Genomic DNA, 14266 nt, shown 5'->3' with positions numbered 1-14266 from the left:
CCTCACCCGACTTTCTTCTGCTGGTTCTGGAAGATGGCGATGGGCACCACCAGCAACAGTAGAAGCAGCACCGCAACGGCGGATGCCAGGGGCCAGTCGCGGTTGCCGAAGAATTCCGTCCAGAGCGTCTTGCCGATCATCAGCGTCTGCGCACCGCCAAGCAGATCGGGAATGACGAATTCGCCGGTTATCGGGATGAAACAGATCATCGACCCGGCCACCACGCCCGGAAGCGACAGCGGGAAGGTAATCTTCCAGAAGGCTTTCCAGGGCGGGCAACCCAGATCGGCCGCCGCTTCCAGAAGCGTATTGTCGAATTTTTCCAGCGCCGAATAAAGCGGCAGCACCATGAACGGCAGATAGGAATAGACGATGCCGATGAAGATCGCCGTCTCGGTGCGGAAGATATTGACCTGCTGGTCCGGCCCCAGAAAACCGAGCCATTGGAACAGCACCGTCAGCAGACCTTCGGGCTTCAGAATACCAATCCAGGCGTAAACGCGGATCAGGAACGAGGTCCAGAACGGCAGGATGACCAGCATCACCAGCGTGGGGCGGATGGATGACGGCGAACGCGCCATGGCAAGAGCCATGGGATAACCGATCAGCAACAGCAGGAAGGTGGAGATGAATGCGATGCGCAGCGACGAGAGATAGGCGTCGATGTAGAGCGGGTCTTCCGTCAGAAACAGGTAGTTTTCGAAATCCAGCTGCGAGAAGAATGCGCCAAGCTTCGAAAACCCTTCGAAGACTGGCGTATAGGGCGGCATGGATATCGCCGTATCCGAAAGCGATATTTTGAAAATGATAAAAAAGGGCGCTGCGAAAAACAGCATCAGCCAGAAATAGGGAACGGCGACGACCAGCCATCGCCAGGGACTTTGCCGGTTTTCAGGAGTGGTGATCGCCATAAAAGCCTCCCTCAGTGCGTTAGCACAAGACCGGAATCCTGTTTCCAGTTCAACCACACCATATCGCCGAAGGTGATCGGGCGATCCACGAGACGCGAGACATTCGCCTGCGCTGCACGGATGACACGGCCATCGGCAAGCTTGACGATGAACACCGAGAAGTCACCGAGATAGCCGATATCCCAGACTTCGCCATAAGCGGAATTGACGGCGCTGTCGGTGGGTTGATCGAGCGAGATGCGGACCTTTTCCGGGCGGATGGCGAAAGCCACCCGGCTTCCGGTGACAGCGGCACATTCCTGCTCCACGGCAACTGTCAGCCCGTCGCAATCGAGTGTCACCAGTCCCGGCTTGCCGATATCGGACGCGTTAGTGACGACGTTGGCGTCGAAAATATTGATGTCGCCGATGAAATCCGCCACGTAACGGCTGTTCGGCGCCTCGTAGATCTCGGCAGGCGTTGCCACCTGCACCACAATGCCCTTGTCCATGACCGCGATCCGGTCCGACACCGTCATTGCCTCTTCCTGGTCATGGGTGACGATCAGGAAGGTGAGGCCGAGATTGGTCTGGATGTCCATCAGCTCGAATTGGGTTTCCTCGCGCAGCTTCTTGTCGAGTGCACCGAGCGGTTCATCCAGCAAAAGCACCTTCGGCCGCTTGGCAAGCGAGCGGGCAAGCGCCACGCGCTGCCGCTGGCCGCCCGAAAGCTGGCTCGGCTTGCGCTTGGCAAACTCGCTGAGCTTGACGAGCCGCAGCATTTCCTCGACCCGCGAGGATATTTCTGCCTTGGGCAGACCGTCCTGCTCCAGACCGAAGGCAATGTTCTTCTCCACCGACATATGCGGGAAAAGGGCGTAGGACTGAAACATCATATTGGTCGGGCGCTTGTAGGGCGGCACGCCGGAAATATCCTTGCCCTGAAGGAGAATACGCCCATTGGTCGGTTCCTCGAAACCGGCCAGCATGCGCATCAGCGTGGTCTTGCCGCAGCCGGAAGGACCGAGCAGCGAAAAGAACTCCCGTTCGTAAATATCGAGCGTCAGATTATCGACGGCGACGAAATCGCCAAACCGCTTGGTGACGTTTTCAAACCGGATGAAGGGAACCGCATCGGGATTGTCCCAAGGGCTAAATTTGCGTTTGACCGGCCCCAGAGTTTTCGCCATTCACCCTACCCTCAAATCCCGTTGATTTTGTAGATTTGAGCATCGGATTTCCCGAAAACCGCGTCACACTTTTCGGTCCGATGCCATGAGGCGGGCAGCGCCGGCAGGTTGCGTGACCTGCCGGCAAGGTATCAGAGAAACAGGCCCGCCGGCCGTTTCTCAACCAGCGCGCGGAGCTATCAGCTACCGGTCTTTATCTGCGTCCAGACACGGTTCAAGACGCGCTGTTCCTTCGGTCCGTAGGGTGAGATGGTGAAGAGCTTCTTCATCGTCTCGGCATTGGGGTAGACCGCCGGGTTCTTGGCAACCGACGGATCCATCAGCGCCTGCGAGGCAAGGTTGCCGTTCGCATACTGAACATAGTTGGACGCCTTGGCGATGACTTCCGGGCGCATCAGGTAATTTATGAAAGTGTGAGCTTCCTCGACATTCTTGGCATCCGCCGGGATGGCAAGGTTGTCGAACCACATATAGGTGCCTTCCTTCGGGATGACGTAGTTCACCTCGACGCCGTTCTTGGCTTCTTCGGCACGCTTTTTCGCCTGAAGAATGTCACCCGACCAGCCGATCGTGATGCAGCTGTCGCCATTTGCCAGCTCGTCGATATAGGCGGAGGAGTTGAAGGTCTTCACAAAGGGACGGATCTTCGAATAGACGGCACCGCCCGCTTCCAGATCGGCCGTTTCCTTGCTGTCCGGGTTCTTGCCGAGGTAATTCATCGCGATGGCGAAGGTCTCGTCCGATGCATCGAGAATATTGATGCCACAGGATTTCAGCTTTTCGGCATTTTCCGGCTTGAAGAGAATATCCCAGCTGTCGACCGGAACATCACCGAGAGCCGCCTTCACCTTGGCGACGTTATAGCCGATACCTGTTGTGCCCCACATGTAGTTCACGGCATACTCGTTACCGGGGTCGTATTTCGCCAGACGCTCGGAGACATCCGGCCACATGTTCTTCAGATTCGGCAACTTGGACTTGTCGAGTTTCTGGAAAACACCGGCATTGATCTGGCGGGCAAGGAAGGGGCCAGTCGGCACCACCACGTCGTAGCCGGAGCTGCCGGCCAGAAGCTTCGTTTCCACGAGTTCGTTGCTGTCGAATACATCGTAAACGACCTTGATGCCGGTTTCCTTGGTGAAATCGGTAAGGATCGATTCGTCGATATAATCCGACCAGTTAAAGACGTGAACGACCTTCTCCTGGGCCATTGCCGAGCCTGCAGCAACGAGCGCCGTCGTGAGAGCCAAAGTGAAACGGAGCGAACGGTTTTTCATGATTTCTCCTGTTAACGCATCCTCGTGACGGAAGCGTGATCCCCTTTTTTAGTGAGACTAGAAAGGAAAACAAAAGGGAGCAAGCGGGAAATGTGCAGCACAGCATTTTCAACCGAATGTGTTCCACCGGAAAAAAAGTGATGCGAAACCTCTACTGGAAGTCGAAAACACTAAGACCGGTCACCATTTCGTCCAGGCCGAGCGGCCTCGTCAGCGGGGCCTCCGCCCGCGACAGACAGCCCTGCCTTTCACACAGCCGGCACGAGGGACCAATGGCAATGGTCGGCCCACCTGCGCCGGCAGCTCCATAAACCGTCTCCCCGGCCTGGGCGAGATCGCAGCCCAGAAGCACGGCCGTTCGCCGCACCCTTTCGCCGAAACCGGCCTGCGGGCCTTCAAGCGTGCGCGACACAGTCAGGAAGGCGTCACCGTCAGGCATCTCCACCGGCTCCACCAGCACCTGCCCCGGCTGGGCAAAAGCTGCGTGGATATTAAGACGCGGACAGAGGCCGCCAAACCGTGCCCTCGGGAAACCACCGGCGCCCGCAAGACGGAAACGGTTGCCGGCATTGTCAGTCTCCATCAAAAAGAACGGGATTGCCGCAGCCGTCGGCCTTTGTAGGCTGACGAGCCTGTTGGCGGCCTGCTCGAACGACACATTGAAGCGTGATCGCAGGACATCGAGATCGTATTTCGCGCGCTGGGCGGCACTCAAAAACGCACCATAGGGCATCATCAGGGCATGGGCGGCATAACGCGCCAGCTCGAAGCGGGCGATGCGCCGTGCCTCCTCCCCCTTCAGGCCAAGCGTCTCCAGCTCAGCGCCAATCTCCTCTCGAAGCGCCAGAAGACAGGTTTCCATCGCCATTTCCCTGAGCTGATCCGGCTGCGACAGGCGCTCGGACAAAAACAGCCGCATGGAATGGCGGTCATAACGCCGCCGCAGATTGGGCATGGCATGGACCGGCAGAGTTCTGACCACGATACCGTGGTTTTTCTGAAGCCATGCGCGAAGGCCCGCGGCGAGATCTTCGCCCGCCGACAATTGCTTGTGGAGTTCTTCTGCCGCCGCATCGATGGAATGGACATAGGCCGGCCGGTTTTCAAAGACGTGCCGCACCTCGTCTATCGGCAGGCGGGTGGAGGAAAGCGCCGTCTCATGTCCTTCGCGCGCCAGAAGATCCGAGAGGTCGGAAAGGCGCTGCGCCTGTTCCCGATACGCCCTGTACAGCTTGACGACGCCACTTGCCGCATTGGGCGCGGCATCTGCCACCTCGATCAGCTCCTGCGGCGACGGCACCTCGCCCACCAAGAGCGGATCGGCGAAGACCTCTCGCAATTGCCCGGCGGAACCGGCACTCTCGCCTTGCAGGTCGTCCAGATCCACCTTGTAGACTGAAGCGAGCTTCAAGAGCAGCTGCACGGTCAGCGGCCGCTGATTGCGCTCGATGAGATTGAGGTAGGAAGGCGAGATTGCCAGCGCCTCGGCCATGGCCGTTTGCGTCAGGGCCAGACCATTGCGAATACGACGTACGCGCGGGCCAGCAAAAATCTTGTTTTCCGACACAGCCTCAACCTCACATCGAAAGACTCATACAAGTCTGTTACAAAATCGCCGGGCATGAGGCTTTTACAAAATTTACAATTTTACAGCTCCACCCTGTCATTCACACTACAGCATAACCTCTTTCAAGTCACTGTTTTTATGTTTCTTCTGGCGCTCAAACTCATGAAAATGTAAATGTAGTCACATCGAAATGCGCTTCACACAGTTGAAGACAGCACGTTTCTGAAACTGCATTTGTAATGGGAGAGAGAAGTATGACGGATTTTTACAAACTTGTTCCGGGCGCACCGCGGGGACGCTTCGACGGCATTGAGCGCACTTATACCGCCGCCGACGTGGAGCGGTTGCGCGGCTCCGTTGAAATCCGCCATTCGCTGGCCGAGATGGGTGCCAACCGGCTGTGGAAGCTGATCAACGAAGAGAATTTCATCAATGCGCTCGGCGCGCTTTCCGGCAACCAGGCCATGCAGATGGTTCGCGCCGGGCTGAAGGCGATCTATCTTTCCGGCTGGCAGGTTGCGGCAGATGCCAACACGGCCTCCGCCATGTATCCGGACCAATCGCTCTACCCCGCCAATGCGGCGCCAGAGCTTGCAAAGCGCATCAACCGCACCTTGCAACGGGCAGACCAGATCGAGACGGCAGAGGGCAAGGGCCTTTCGGTCGACACGTGGTTCGCGCCGATCGTTGCCGATGCGGAAGCAGGTTTCGGGGGACCGCTCAACGCCTTCGAGATCATGAAGGCATTCATCGAGGCCGGTGCAGCCGGTGTTCACTATGAAGACCAGCTGGCATCTGAAAAGAAGTGTGGCCATCTCGGCGGCAAAGTTCTGATCCCCACGGCCGCGCATATTCGCAACCTGACGGCGGCACGACTTGCAGCCGACGTCATGGGCGTGCCGACGCTGGTCATCGCCCGCACCGATGCGGAGGCAGCCAAGCTTTTGACCTCTGACATTGACGAGCGCGACCAGCCCTTCGTCGACTACGATGCCGGCCGCACCGTAGAGGGCTTCTATCAGGTGAAGAACGGTCTTGAACCCTGCATCGCCCGTGCGGTGGCCTATGCGCCCTATTGCGATCTGATCTGGTGCGAGACCTCCAAGCCAGATCTCGAGCAGGCGCGCAGGTTTGCCGAGGGCGTGCACAAGGTGCACTCCGGCAAGAAGCTGGCTTACAATTGCTCGCCGTCGTTCAACTGGAAAAAGCACCTCGACGACGCGACGATTGCCAAGTTCCAGCGCGAACTCGGGGCGATGGGCTACAAGTTCCAGTTCATCACGCTGGCCGGCTTCCACCAGCTGAATTACGGCATGTTCGAACTGGCGCGCGGCTACAAGGAGCGGCAGATGGCGGCCTATTCCGAGCTTCAGGAAGCGGAATTCGCGGCCGAGGTTAACGGCTACACCGCCACCAAACACCAGCGCGAAGTCGGCACCGGCTACTTCGACGCCGTGTCGCTGGCAATCTCGGGCGGCACGTCTTCGACCACCGCCATGAAGGAATCCACCGAGCACGACCAGTTCCGCCCGGCGGCGGAATAAACTGGAAAACTGCCCTTCCCTTGAACGGGAAGGGCTTGCAAATCGCATCAAGAACCCCAACCAATAAAGAGAGGAGAAATGCCATGAATGCCCATAACCCCATCAAGACCCACGTCAAGGAACGCGCCGAGGAGCAGTCCTCCGCCATGACGCAGGATCAACAGGTCGCCATCCGCATGCTGGCCAACGATCTGCACCGCCTCAACCAGGCCGTCATGAAGGCAGTTGAGGCCGGTGTTTCCGTTGAACTCGTCCGCTCAGCCCGCCATCACGGCGGGGGCGGCAACTGGGGCGATCTTCTGATCCCGGTCATCGTTGCGCAGGGAAGTGCTGCTGCGTGACACCGCTCATGCCGGACGGCTTTTTCGTCCGGCGTACAAATCGGAATGTCGCTTGATGAGACGCGTCATCCGGTCCGCCACCGTCCGTATATCGCGGCGGTGGCGATCGTCATTGTTCATGACGATCCACTGATTGTGACGAAGCGCTTCGATTTCGTCACCCTCACGCATCAGCCCCGCATCGGCATCGCCCACGAAACACGGCAGCACGGCAACCCCTGCCCCGGCCAGCGTGAGATCGAGCAGTGCCGTTGGCCTGTTGACGGTCACCACGATATTGTCCCGCCGGTTTTCATGCGGCCAGCGCAGGTAGGCGGAAATGGCGTTTTCTTCCGCCACCGCCAACCACCGGTCGGCAACAGAAGCGGCGGCGTTGCGCAGCCTGTAGGGCGCATAGGCCACCTCCCCCGTCTTGATGGCAGCGAGGTTGCGTTCCTCGGGCTCGAAAGCGCGAATGCCGATGTCGTTTTCACGGTGCGCCAAAGACGCCCTCTGTTCGGCGATGAAAAGATCGATGCGGAAATCGTCGCGATCCGTGCAGATGGCGGAAAAGTTCCCGGTAAGCAGCCAGGCATTCCAGGTACCGACGGCGATACGTACGACGGAAGAGGCTGATGACGCCTTCTGCCAGCCCTCTATATCCTTGGCTGCATTTTCCATGGCCTGAAGACGGTCGAACAAGGCGCGGCCATCCGGTGTCAGCGCGTATCCCGTCTGGCTGCGCTGGAACAGCGCCTTGCCAATGCGCTCCTCCAATTCGATCATGCGTCGCCCGATAGTCGCAGGGCTCAAACCCGTCAGCGCCGCAGCACCCGTAAGGCCGCCGCTGCGTGACACATCGAGGAAAAGTTGGTATGAATCCCAAGTGACGTTTTTCATTTATGAAAAACGTAGCGCATTTTCTTGCGCAGATAAAACAAAAAACGGCGTGCATCACGGCCCTCCGCAACATGGAGAGTGACATGCACGTATTTTATTCAGCATTGGCCATCATCGAAAGCCAGACGCCGCGCACGCGGCGGGAAGCCATCCGGCAGGAAGAGAAATTCTATGCCGATATGGCCGAGGCATCCTGGCCGTGGCGGCTGTTTACCGCGATTGCTGCAAGGGCAAAAGCGAAGAGCCTGACCTTAGTAAAAAAGGGCGATCAGGGCAGCCACGGCACCGGCTGCGATTGCAGTCAGGCGAAAGGCCAACTGCCTGCTCTCGCTTTCGGCGCGGGCGATGGCAATGGCGCGAGGGCGGCGATGTGCGGATCTGTTCATGCGCGGGCTCCTGACGAAAAACTCAACCGACCCATGCCCTGTTAAGAGCCTCCAGCATGACATCATGTACAGCGGAACCACAACGCGATCCGGCTTTGCTGGCATTCTGTCAGGATGACCCGTGCCCATTAACAAGGTGTTAATACGAGCGGTTTCAGGCGAATTCACCTGCTGCCTGACCGGAGGCCCAGGCCCACTGGAAATTATAACCGCCCAGCCAGCCGGTCACGTCAACACATTCGCCGATGAAATAGAGGCCCGCCACGGTTTTCGCTGCCATGCTGCGGGAATCGAGGCCGGTCGTATCCACGCCGCCAAGTGTGACTTCCGCCGTGCGATACCCCTCGGAACCGGCTGGCTTGATCTGCCAGTCCTGCACCTCATTTGCCAGGGTCGCCAGAGCCTTGTCTGACATATCGGCAAGGTTGCCGGTCAGCCCCGATTTTTCGACGACATGCTGCGCCAGCCGTTTCGGCAGGATTTCCGCAAGAGCGGTCTGGGCCGACTGGCGGCCGTTCTTCTGTTTCGCTTCCTTTAGCAATGCGACGATATCGCGCGCAGGCTCCAGTTTCAGGCGGATCGTATCGCCCTCCCGCCAATAGGAGGAGATTTGCAGGATTGAGGGGCCGCTTAGGCCTCGATGGGTAAACAGAAGTGCTTCGTTGAAAGCCGTTTTGGCATGGGAAATTTCGGCTGGCACGGCAACACCGGCAAGGGGGCTCAGCCTTTCCAGTGCCGCAGGATCAAGCGTCAGCGGCACGAGACCGGGGCGAGTCTCGATGAGCGACAAGCCGAACTGCTCGGCGATCTGGTAGGCAAAACCCGTCGCACCCATTTTCGGGATCGACTTGCCGCCCGTTGCGACCACAAGGCTTTCCGCCTCGATGACGCCGCCGGAGGTCGTCACGCGAAACCGGCCGGCATCATGGGCGACATCAGAAACGGCGGTTTCGAGCCTCAACTTCACCTTTGCAGCCTGCATTTCGCCAAGCAGCATGCGGATGATGTCCTTGGCGCTATCGTCGCAGAACAGCTGCCCAAGCGTCTTTTCATGCCAGGCGATACGATGTTTTTCGACCAGAGCGATGAAATCGCGCGGCGTGTAACGGGCAAGTGCGGATTTGGCGAAATGCGGGTTGGCGGAGAGATAATTCTTCGGCCCGGCGTGGATGTTGGTGAAATTGCAGCGGCCGCCGCCGGAGATGCGGATTTTCTCGCCCGGCGCCTTGGCATGGTCGAGGATGATGACGGAGCGGCCGCGCTGGCCGGCACGGATGGCGCACATCATGCCGGCAGCCCCCGCCCCCAAAATCAGCACGTCACATTTGTCTGCCATAGTTGCTTTCCGTTTGCTTCTCCCTTTCCTCTTTTCGAAGTGTCGCCCGTTGTCAATGGCGCTTTCCCCCTCGCCAATTGCCAAACTCCGGTTATGATGGCGCCAGTCGAAACACAGACCCGGTGATACATGCCCCCGAAGAAAACCATGCTCCGCCCGAAGAAACAGGCAACCATGGCAAAGAAACCTCCCCTCGACCTTTCCTCTACCCGTGGCGTTTCCTCCTGGCGCGAAGCTTCGCAATGGTTGAGGGCGCGCGGTATTGAGGATATTGAATGCATAACACCCGATCTTGCCGGGGTTGCGCGTGGCAAGATGATGCCGACGGCGAAATTTACGGGCGACACCTCGCTTGCCCTGCCCTCCGCGCTCTATCGCCACACGATCTCGGGCGAATACCCGGATGAGACGGCAAACTTCCGCTATGAGCCGCGCGACAGCGACCTGAAGCTAGTGCCTGATCTTTCCACGCTGTCCGTGGTGCCATGGGAAAGCGACCCGACCGCGCAAGTGATCTGCGATGTCGTGGATGCCGAGGGTAATTTCGTTCCCTATACGCCGCGCAACGTGCTGAAAAACGTGCTTTCGCTTTACACGGAAAAAGGCTGGAAGCCGGTCGTCGCGCCGGAAATCGAATTCTACCTGGTCGCCATGAATGACGACCCTGACTATCCGCTGCATCCGCCTAAGGGCCGCTCCGGACGCTCCATCGTCGGTGGGCAGAGCTATTCCATCGCCGGCATCAACGAGTTCGACGAACTGATCGACGATATCTATCACTTCTCCGAAAAGCAGGGCCTCGAGATCGATACCCTGATCCACGAGGAAGGCCCGGCCCAGCTGGAAATCAACCTGCGCCATGGCGATCCGATCGAACTTGCCGACCAGGTGTTCCTGTTCAAGCGCACGATCCGTGAAGCAGCATTGAAGCATGGCATCTACGCCACCTTCATGGCCAAGCCCATGCAGGGTCAACCGGGTTCGGCCATGCATATCCATCAGTCGGTGGTGGAGATCGACAGCGGCCGCAATATCTTCTCCAACAAGGACGGCGGCCCGTCCAAGGAGTTCTTCGCCTTCGTCGGCGGCATGCAGCGTTATGTTCCGAACGCGCTGGTGATGCTTGCTCCTTACGTGAATTCCTATCGCCGCCTGACACCTGACATGGCTTGCCCGGTCAACAATGCCTGGGGTTACGACAACCGCACGACGGCTTTCCGCGTGCCGATTTCCAGCCCGCAGGCAAGGCGTGTCGAAAACCGCCTGCCGAGTTCGGATGCCAATCCCTATCTCGCGCTCGCCGCTTCGCTTGCCTGCGGCTGGCTCGGCATCGTCAACAATATCGAGCCGACCGAACCGACCGCCGATACGGCCAATGAAGGCTCCATCGACCTGCCGCGCGGGCTGCTGGAAGCCGTGGCGCTGCTGGAAGGCGAAGAACAGTTCGAGCGGGTGTTCGGCCATGAATTCGTCGGCCTTTATGCGGGCCTGAAGCGCGGGGAATTCGAGACATTCATGCAGGTCATCAGCCCATGGGAGCGGGAATTCCTGCTTCTCAACGTGTGAGGTCTGAAGCATGACGTGGCAAAGCCCGATAGCGCCGGGTATTTCCTGGTATCAGGCAAGCGCCCAGGAGCGGCCGCAATATCCGGCGCTCGACGGGTCGAAAGCAGTGGACGTCGCGGTCGTCGGCGGTGGCTATACCGGGCTTCAGGCCGCCTTTAATCTTGCGGCCAACGGTGTCTCCGTCGCCTTGATCGAGGCGCATCGTTTCGGCGACGGCGCATCCGGCCGCAACGGCGGGCAATTCGGCACCGGGCAGCGCTCGTTTCCCGACGAGATGGAAGACGAGATCGGCTTCGAGCAGTCGAAGGTACTGTTCGATATCGCCGAGGATGCCAAACACTACGTCCTCAACTTCGCCCGCGATCACGGCATCGACATGGAGTACCTGCCGGGGCAGCTCTATGTGGCGCACAAGGCTGCTTACGAAGACGATTACCGCAAAAGCGTCGATGCGATGAACAATCGCTACGGCTATCCGCATATTTCCTACATGGAGCGGGCGGACGCACGCAGACGTGTCGGCTCCAGCCATTATTTCGGCGGCACACGCGATACCGGCACCGGCCATATCCATCCGCTGAAGCTGCTGGTCGGGCTTGCGAAAGCCGCAAAAGAGGCGGGCGCCGGCATCCATGAAATGACGCCCGCCAAATCCATACGCCAGGCGGGCGGCAAGACCATCATCGAAACGCCCTCCGGCACGCTGACCGCAACGCGGGTGCTGATTGCGACCAATGCCTATATCGGCAATCTGGAACCGGTAACGGCGGCCCATATCATGCCCATCCGCTCCTTCATCGGCGCAACCGCACCGCTTGACGCTTATCCCGACATTATTCCCGGCAAGGAAGCCGTGGCCGATTCCCGTTTCGTGGTGCGCTATTTCCGCAAGACGGTCGACAACCGGCTGCTGTTCGGCGGGCGCGAGGCCTATACGGCCGATACGCCGCGTGACATTTCCAGCCATATTCGCCGGCAGATCGCGGAAATCTATCCCGAACTCGGAAATGTCGAGATCACCCATTCCTGGGGCGGCTCCGTCGGCATCACCCTGCCAAGGCGGGTGTTCGTGCGGGAAGTCATGCCAGGGGTCACCTCCATCGGCGGTTATTCCGGACACGGGGTGATGCTGTCGAACTATTGCGGCAAGCTCTATGCCGATCTCGTTCTCGGCAGACAGGATATGCTGGCGCCATTCGCGCGGTTGAAGGTTCCGTCGTTCCCCGGCGGTGCATCGCTGCGGGCACCGCTGCTTTTTCTGGCGCTCTCATGGTACGCGTTGCGAGACAGGTTTTAGGAAATCCGCCCACCTCTGGAGATCTGATGGAAAGACCTAGCGACAGGCTTGTAACGATTGCGACCGGTTACGGGATGGCGGAAACCGCCGTGACATGTTCGTTTCTGCGCGCCTATGGCATCCACACCACCGTGCCCTCGGCCCATATCGTTTCCGTGAACTGGCATTTGACGGTCGCTTTCGGAGGCATGGAAATCCGGGTGCCGGAGTGGCAGCGGCATGAGGCAAGACTGCTGCTGGACAGTATAGATGCCTCGCACAAGGTCGATGAGCCATCGCTGCGATCATGGATGGGGAAAATCGCAGCAATCGTCGTTTTTTTCTTTTTTTCCGTTCCGCCGCCGGCCAAAGGCTTGTTCAAGAACCCTGCTTTCTAGCCGGCATCACTCAATGACAATCGGTACGGGTTTTCGACCCGTGAAACCAAAATTCATAATTTCACATAACTGAGACTGGCATTTTTAAATCGATTAGATTATGGATGCCCCAACCCTTGAAGATCGAGAGTATCGATATGAGCAGTCAGATCATTCCTGTTGAAGCTTTTGATTGTGTCGTTTTCGGCGGCACAGGCGATTTGGCAGAGCGCAAGCTTTTGCCGGCCCTTTATCACCGTCAGGTCGAAGGCCAGTTTACGGAGCCGACCCGCATTATCGGCGCGTCGCGTTCGGTCATGAGCCATGAGGAATATCGCAAATTCGCGCAAGACGCGCTGAAGGAGCATCTGAAGGGGGGCGAATATGATGATGCGCAGGTTGCGCTGTTCCTTAACCGGCTTTTCTACGTTCCCGTCGACGCAAAATCCGGCAACGGATGGGACGTGTTGAAGAAGCTGCTCGATGAGGGCAAGGAGCGCATACGCGCCTTCTATCTCGCTGTTGCGCCCGGCATTTTCGGCGATATCGCCGACAAGATCCGCGAACACAAGCTTATCACCCGCTCGACCCGCATCGTCGTTGAAAAGCCGATCGGCCGCGACCTTGCCTCGGCGCAGGAACTCAACGACACCATCGGCCACGTCTTCAAGGAAGAACAGATCTTCCGCATCGACCACTATCTCGGCAAGGAGACGGTGCAGAACCTGATGGCACTGCGTTTTGCCAACGCGCTTTACGAGCCGCTTTGGAATTCCGCCCATATCGACCACGTGCAGATCACGGTCGCAGAAGCTGTCGGCCTTGAGGGTCGCGCCGGATATTACGATACGGCCGGTGCGTTGCGCGACATGGTGCAGAACCACATTCTGCAATTGCTGTGCCTCGTTGCCATGGAGCCGCCCGCTTCCATGAACGCGGAAGCCGTGCGTGACGAAAAGCTCAAGGTCCTGCGCTCGCTGAAGCCGATCAACACCAGCAATGTTGAAAAGCTGACGGTTCGCGGCCAGTACCGCGCCGGCGCTTCCGCAGGCGGCCCGGTGAAAGGTTATCTGGAGGAGCTGGAGGGCGGCGTTTCCAACACGGAAACCTTCGTCGCCATCAAGGCCGAAATTGCCAACTGGCGCTGGGCAGGCGTTCCTTTCTACATTCGCACGGGAAAACGCCTTGCGACCCGCGTTTCGGAAATCGTCGTCACGTTCAAGCAGATCCCGCATTCGATCTTCGACGATGCGGCCGGCAAGATCGAAGCCAACAAGCTGGTCATTCGCCTCCAACCGGACGAAGGCGTCAAGCAGTCGCTGCTCATCAAGGATCCCGGCCCGGGCGGCATGCGTCTGCGTCAGGTCTCGCTGGACATGAGCTTTGCCGAAGCCTTCAATGTGCGCAGCCCCGATGCCTATGAGCGGCTTTTGATGGATACCATCCGCTCCAACCAGACACTGTTCATGCGCCGCGACGAAGTGGAAGCGGCCTGGGACTGGGTCGATCCTATCCTCAAGAGCTGGGAAGAGCTGGGACAGGGCGTACAGGGTTATACTGCCGGAACCTGGGGTCCGAGCGGCTCGATCGCACTGATCGAGCGCGACGGCCGCACCTGGCACGACGCTGACTGAGGG

Annotated in this window: 13 protein-coding genes; 7 read left to right on the top strand and 6 right to left on the bottom strand. The window is 58.8% G+C overall.

Going from position 1 to position 14266, the window contains the following annotated elements; translation table 11 throughout:
* Window positions 1-2 precede the first annotated feature (2 nt).
* The 4 genes from G6L97_RS01295 to G6L97_RS01280 all read right to left on the bottom strand — a co-directional run bounded on the left by G6L97_RS01295 (window position 3) and on the right by G6L97_RS01280 (window position 4924).
* A complete protein-coding gene (locus G6L97_RS01295) occupies window positions 3-911 on the bottom strand; it encodes an ABC transporter permease subunit (RefSeq protein WP_003515156.1) in 909 nt (302 codons plus the stop codon).
* A gap of 11 nt (window positions 912-922) precedes the next feature.
* Complete coding sequence (locus G6L97_RS01290) at window positions 923-2080, bottom strand: ABC transporter ATP-binding protein (RefSeq protein WP_013635505.1); 1158 nt, start codon at window positions 2078-2080, stop codon at window positions 923-925.
* 179 nt (window positions 2081-2259) lie between these two features.
* A complete protein-coding gene (locus G6L97_RS01285) occupies window positions 2260-3357 on the bottom strand; it encodes a polyamine ABC transporter substrate-binding protein (RefSeq protein ID WP_003515154.1) in 1098 nt (365 codons plus the stop codon).
* Between the two features lie 151 nt (window positions 3358-3508).
* Complete coding sequence (locus G6L97_RS01280; RefSeq protein ID WP_003515152.1) at window positions 3509-4924, bottom strand: helix-turn-helix domain-containing protein; 1416 nt, start codon at window positions 4922-4924, stop codon at window positions 3509-3511.
* A gap of 254 nt (window positions 4925-5178) precedes the next feature.
* On the opposite strand from G6L97_RS01280, the gene aceA reads away from it, so the two are divergent.
* Window positions 5179-6468, top strand: a complete 1290-nt coding sequence (gene aceA / locus G6L97_RS01275) for an isocitrate lyase (protein ID WP_174002641.1) — start codon at window positions 5179-5181, stop codon at window positions 6466-6468.
* A gap of 83 nt (window positions 6469-6551) precedes the next feature.
* Window positions 6552-6809 carry an SMc00767 family acetate metabolism repressor gene (locus G6L97_RS01270; protein WP_003515151.1) on the top strand — a complete coding sequence of 86 codons (258 nt, stop codon included), beginning with the start codon at window positions 6552-6554 and terminating at the stop codon, window positions 6807-6809.
* A gap of 6 nt (window positions 6810-6815) precedes the next feature.
* Here the strand turns inward: G6L97_RS01270 and G6L97_RS01265 are convergent, their stop codons facing one another.
* Window positions 6816-7688: a LysR family transcriptional regulator gene (locus tag G6L97_RS01265; protein ID WP_111782804.1), complete on the bottom strand. Its 873-nt coding sequence runs from the start codon at window positions 7686-7688 to the stop codon at window positions 6816-6818.
* An 83-nt stretch (window positions 7689-7771) separates the two neighbouring features.
* On the opposite strand from G6L97_RS01265, the gene G6L97_RS01260 reads away from it, so the two are divergent.
* On the top strand, window positions 7772-8119 hold the full coding sequence (locus tag G6L97_RS01260) for a hypothetical protein (protein WP_162686717.1): 348 nt from the start codon (window positions 7772-7774) through the stop codon (window positions 8117-8119).
* Between the two features lie 109 nt (window positions 8120-8228).
* Here the strand turns inward: G6L97_RS01260 and G6L97_RS01255 are convergent, their stop codons facing one another.
* Window positions 8229-9410, bottom strand: a complete 1182-nt coding sequence (locus tag G6L97_RS01255; RefSeq protein WP_111782806.1) for a BaiN/RdsA family NAD(P)/FAD-dependent oxidoreductase — start codon at window positions 9408-9410, stop codon at window positions 8229-8231.
* Between the two features lie 129 nt (window positions 9411-9539).
* On the opposite strand from G6L97_RS01255, the gene G6L97_RS01250 reads away from it, so the two are divergent.
* The 4 genes from G6L97_RS01250 (at window position 9540) to zwf (ending at window position 14263) form a co-directional block, all read left to right on the top strand.
* Window positions 9540-10976 (top strand): glutamine synthetase family protein, encoded by a 1437-nt coding sequence (locus tag G6L97_RS01250; RefSeq protein WP_013635499.1) that lies wholly within the window; start codon window positions 9540-9542, stop codon window positions 10974-10976.
* Window positions 10977-10986: 10 nt separating this feature from the next.
* Entirely contained in the window at window positions 10987-12273 is a 1287-nt protein-coding gene (locus G6L97_RS01245; protein ID WP_003515145.1) for an NAD(P)/FAD-dependent oxidoreductase, read from the top strand.
* Window positions 12274-12299: 26 nt separating this feature from the next.
* Complete coding sequence (locus tag G6L97_RS01240) at window positions 12300-12650, top strand: hypothetical protein (protein WP_111782807.1); 351 nt, start codon at window positions 12300-12302, stop codon at window positions 12648-12650.
* Window positions 12651-12787: 137 nt separating this feature from the next.
* On the top strand, window positions 12788-14263 hold the full coding sequence (gene zwf / locus G6L97_RS01235) for a glucose-6-phosphate dehydrogenase (protein WP_111782808.1): 1476 nt from the start codon (window positions 12788-12790) through the stop codon (window positions 14261-14263).
* Window positions 14264-14266 lie beyond the last annotated feature (3 nt).

The sequence above is a fragment of the Agrobacterium tumefaciens genome (assembly GCF_013318015.2).
GTDB lineage: Bacteria > Pseudomonadota > Alphaproteobacteria > Rhizobiales > Rhizobiaceae > Agrobacterium > Agrobacterium tumefaciens.
This window is presented reverse-complemented; position numbering and strand designations above follow the sequence as displayed.

What these genes read in the sequence shown, in the direction of transcription:
- G6L97_RS01255 (WP_111782806.1), bottom strand. Translation starts at nt 9,410, where the DNA reads ATGGCAGACAAATGTGACGTGCTGATTTTGGGGGCGGGGGCTGCCGGC.
- G6L97_RS01260 (WP_162686717.1), top strand. Translation starts at nt 7,772, where the DNA reads ATGCACGTATTTTATTCAGCATTGGCCATCATCGAAAGCCAGACGCCG.
- zwf (WP_111782808.1), top strand. Translation starts at nt 12,788, where the DNA reads ATGAGCAGTCAGATCATTCCTGTTGAAGCTTTTGATTGTGTCGTTTTC.
- aceA (WP_174002641.1), top strand. Translation starts at nt 5,179, where the DNA reads ATGACGGATTTTTACAAACTTGTTCCGGGCGCACCGCGGGGACGCTTC.
- G6L97_RS01240 (WP_111782807.1), top strand. Translation starts at nt 12,300, where the DNA reads ATGGAAAGACCTAGCGACAGGCTTGTAACGATTGCGACCGGTTACGGG.
- G6L97_RS01270 (WP_003515151.1), top strand. Translation starts at nt 6,552, where the DNA reads ATGAATGCCCATAACCCCATCAAGACCCACGTCAAGGAACGCGCCGAG.
- G6L97_RS01285 (WP_003515154.1), bottom strand. Translation starts at nt 3,357, where the DNA reads ATGAAAAACCGTTCGCTCCGTTTCACTTTGGCTCTCACGACGGCGCTC.
- G6L97_RS01245 (WP_003515145.1), top strand. Translation starts at nt 10,987, where the DNA reads ATGACGTGGCAAAGCCCGATAGCGCCGGGTATTTCCTGGTATCAGGCA.
- G6L97_RS01290 (WP_013635505.1), bottom strand. Translation starts at nt 2,080, where the DNA reads ATGGCGAAAACTCTGGGGCCGGTCAAACGCAAATTTAGCCCTTGGGAC.
- G6L97_RS01265 (WP_111782804.1), bottom strand. Translation starts at nt 7,688, where the DNA reads ATGAAAAACGTCACTTGGGATTCATACCAACTTTTCCTCGATGTGTCA.
- G6L97_RS01250 (WP_013635499.1), top strand. Translation starts at nt 9,540, where the DNA reads ATGCCCCCGAAGAAAACCATGCTCCGCCCGAAGAAACAGGCAACCATG.
- G6L97_RS01295 (WP_003515156.1), bottom strand. Translation starts at nt 911, where the DNA reads ATGGCGATCACCACTCCTGAAAACCGGCAAAGTCCCTGGCGATGGCTG.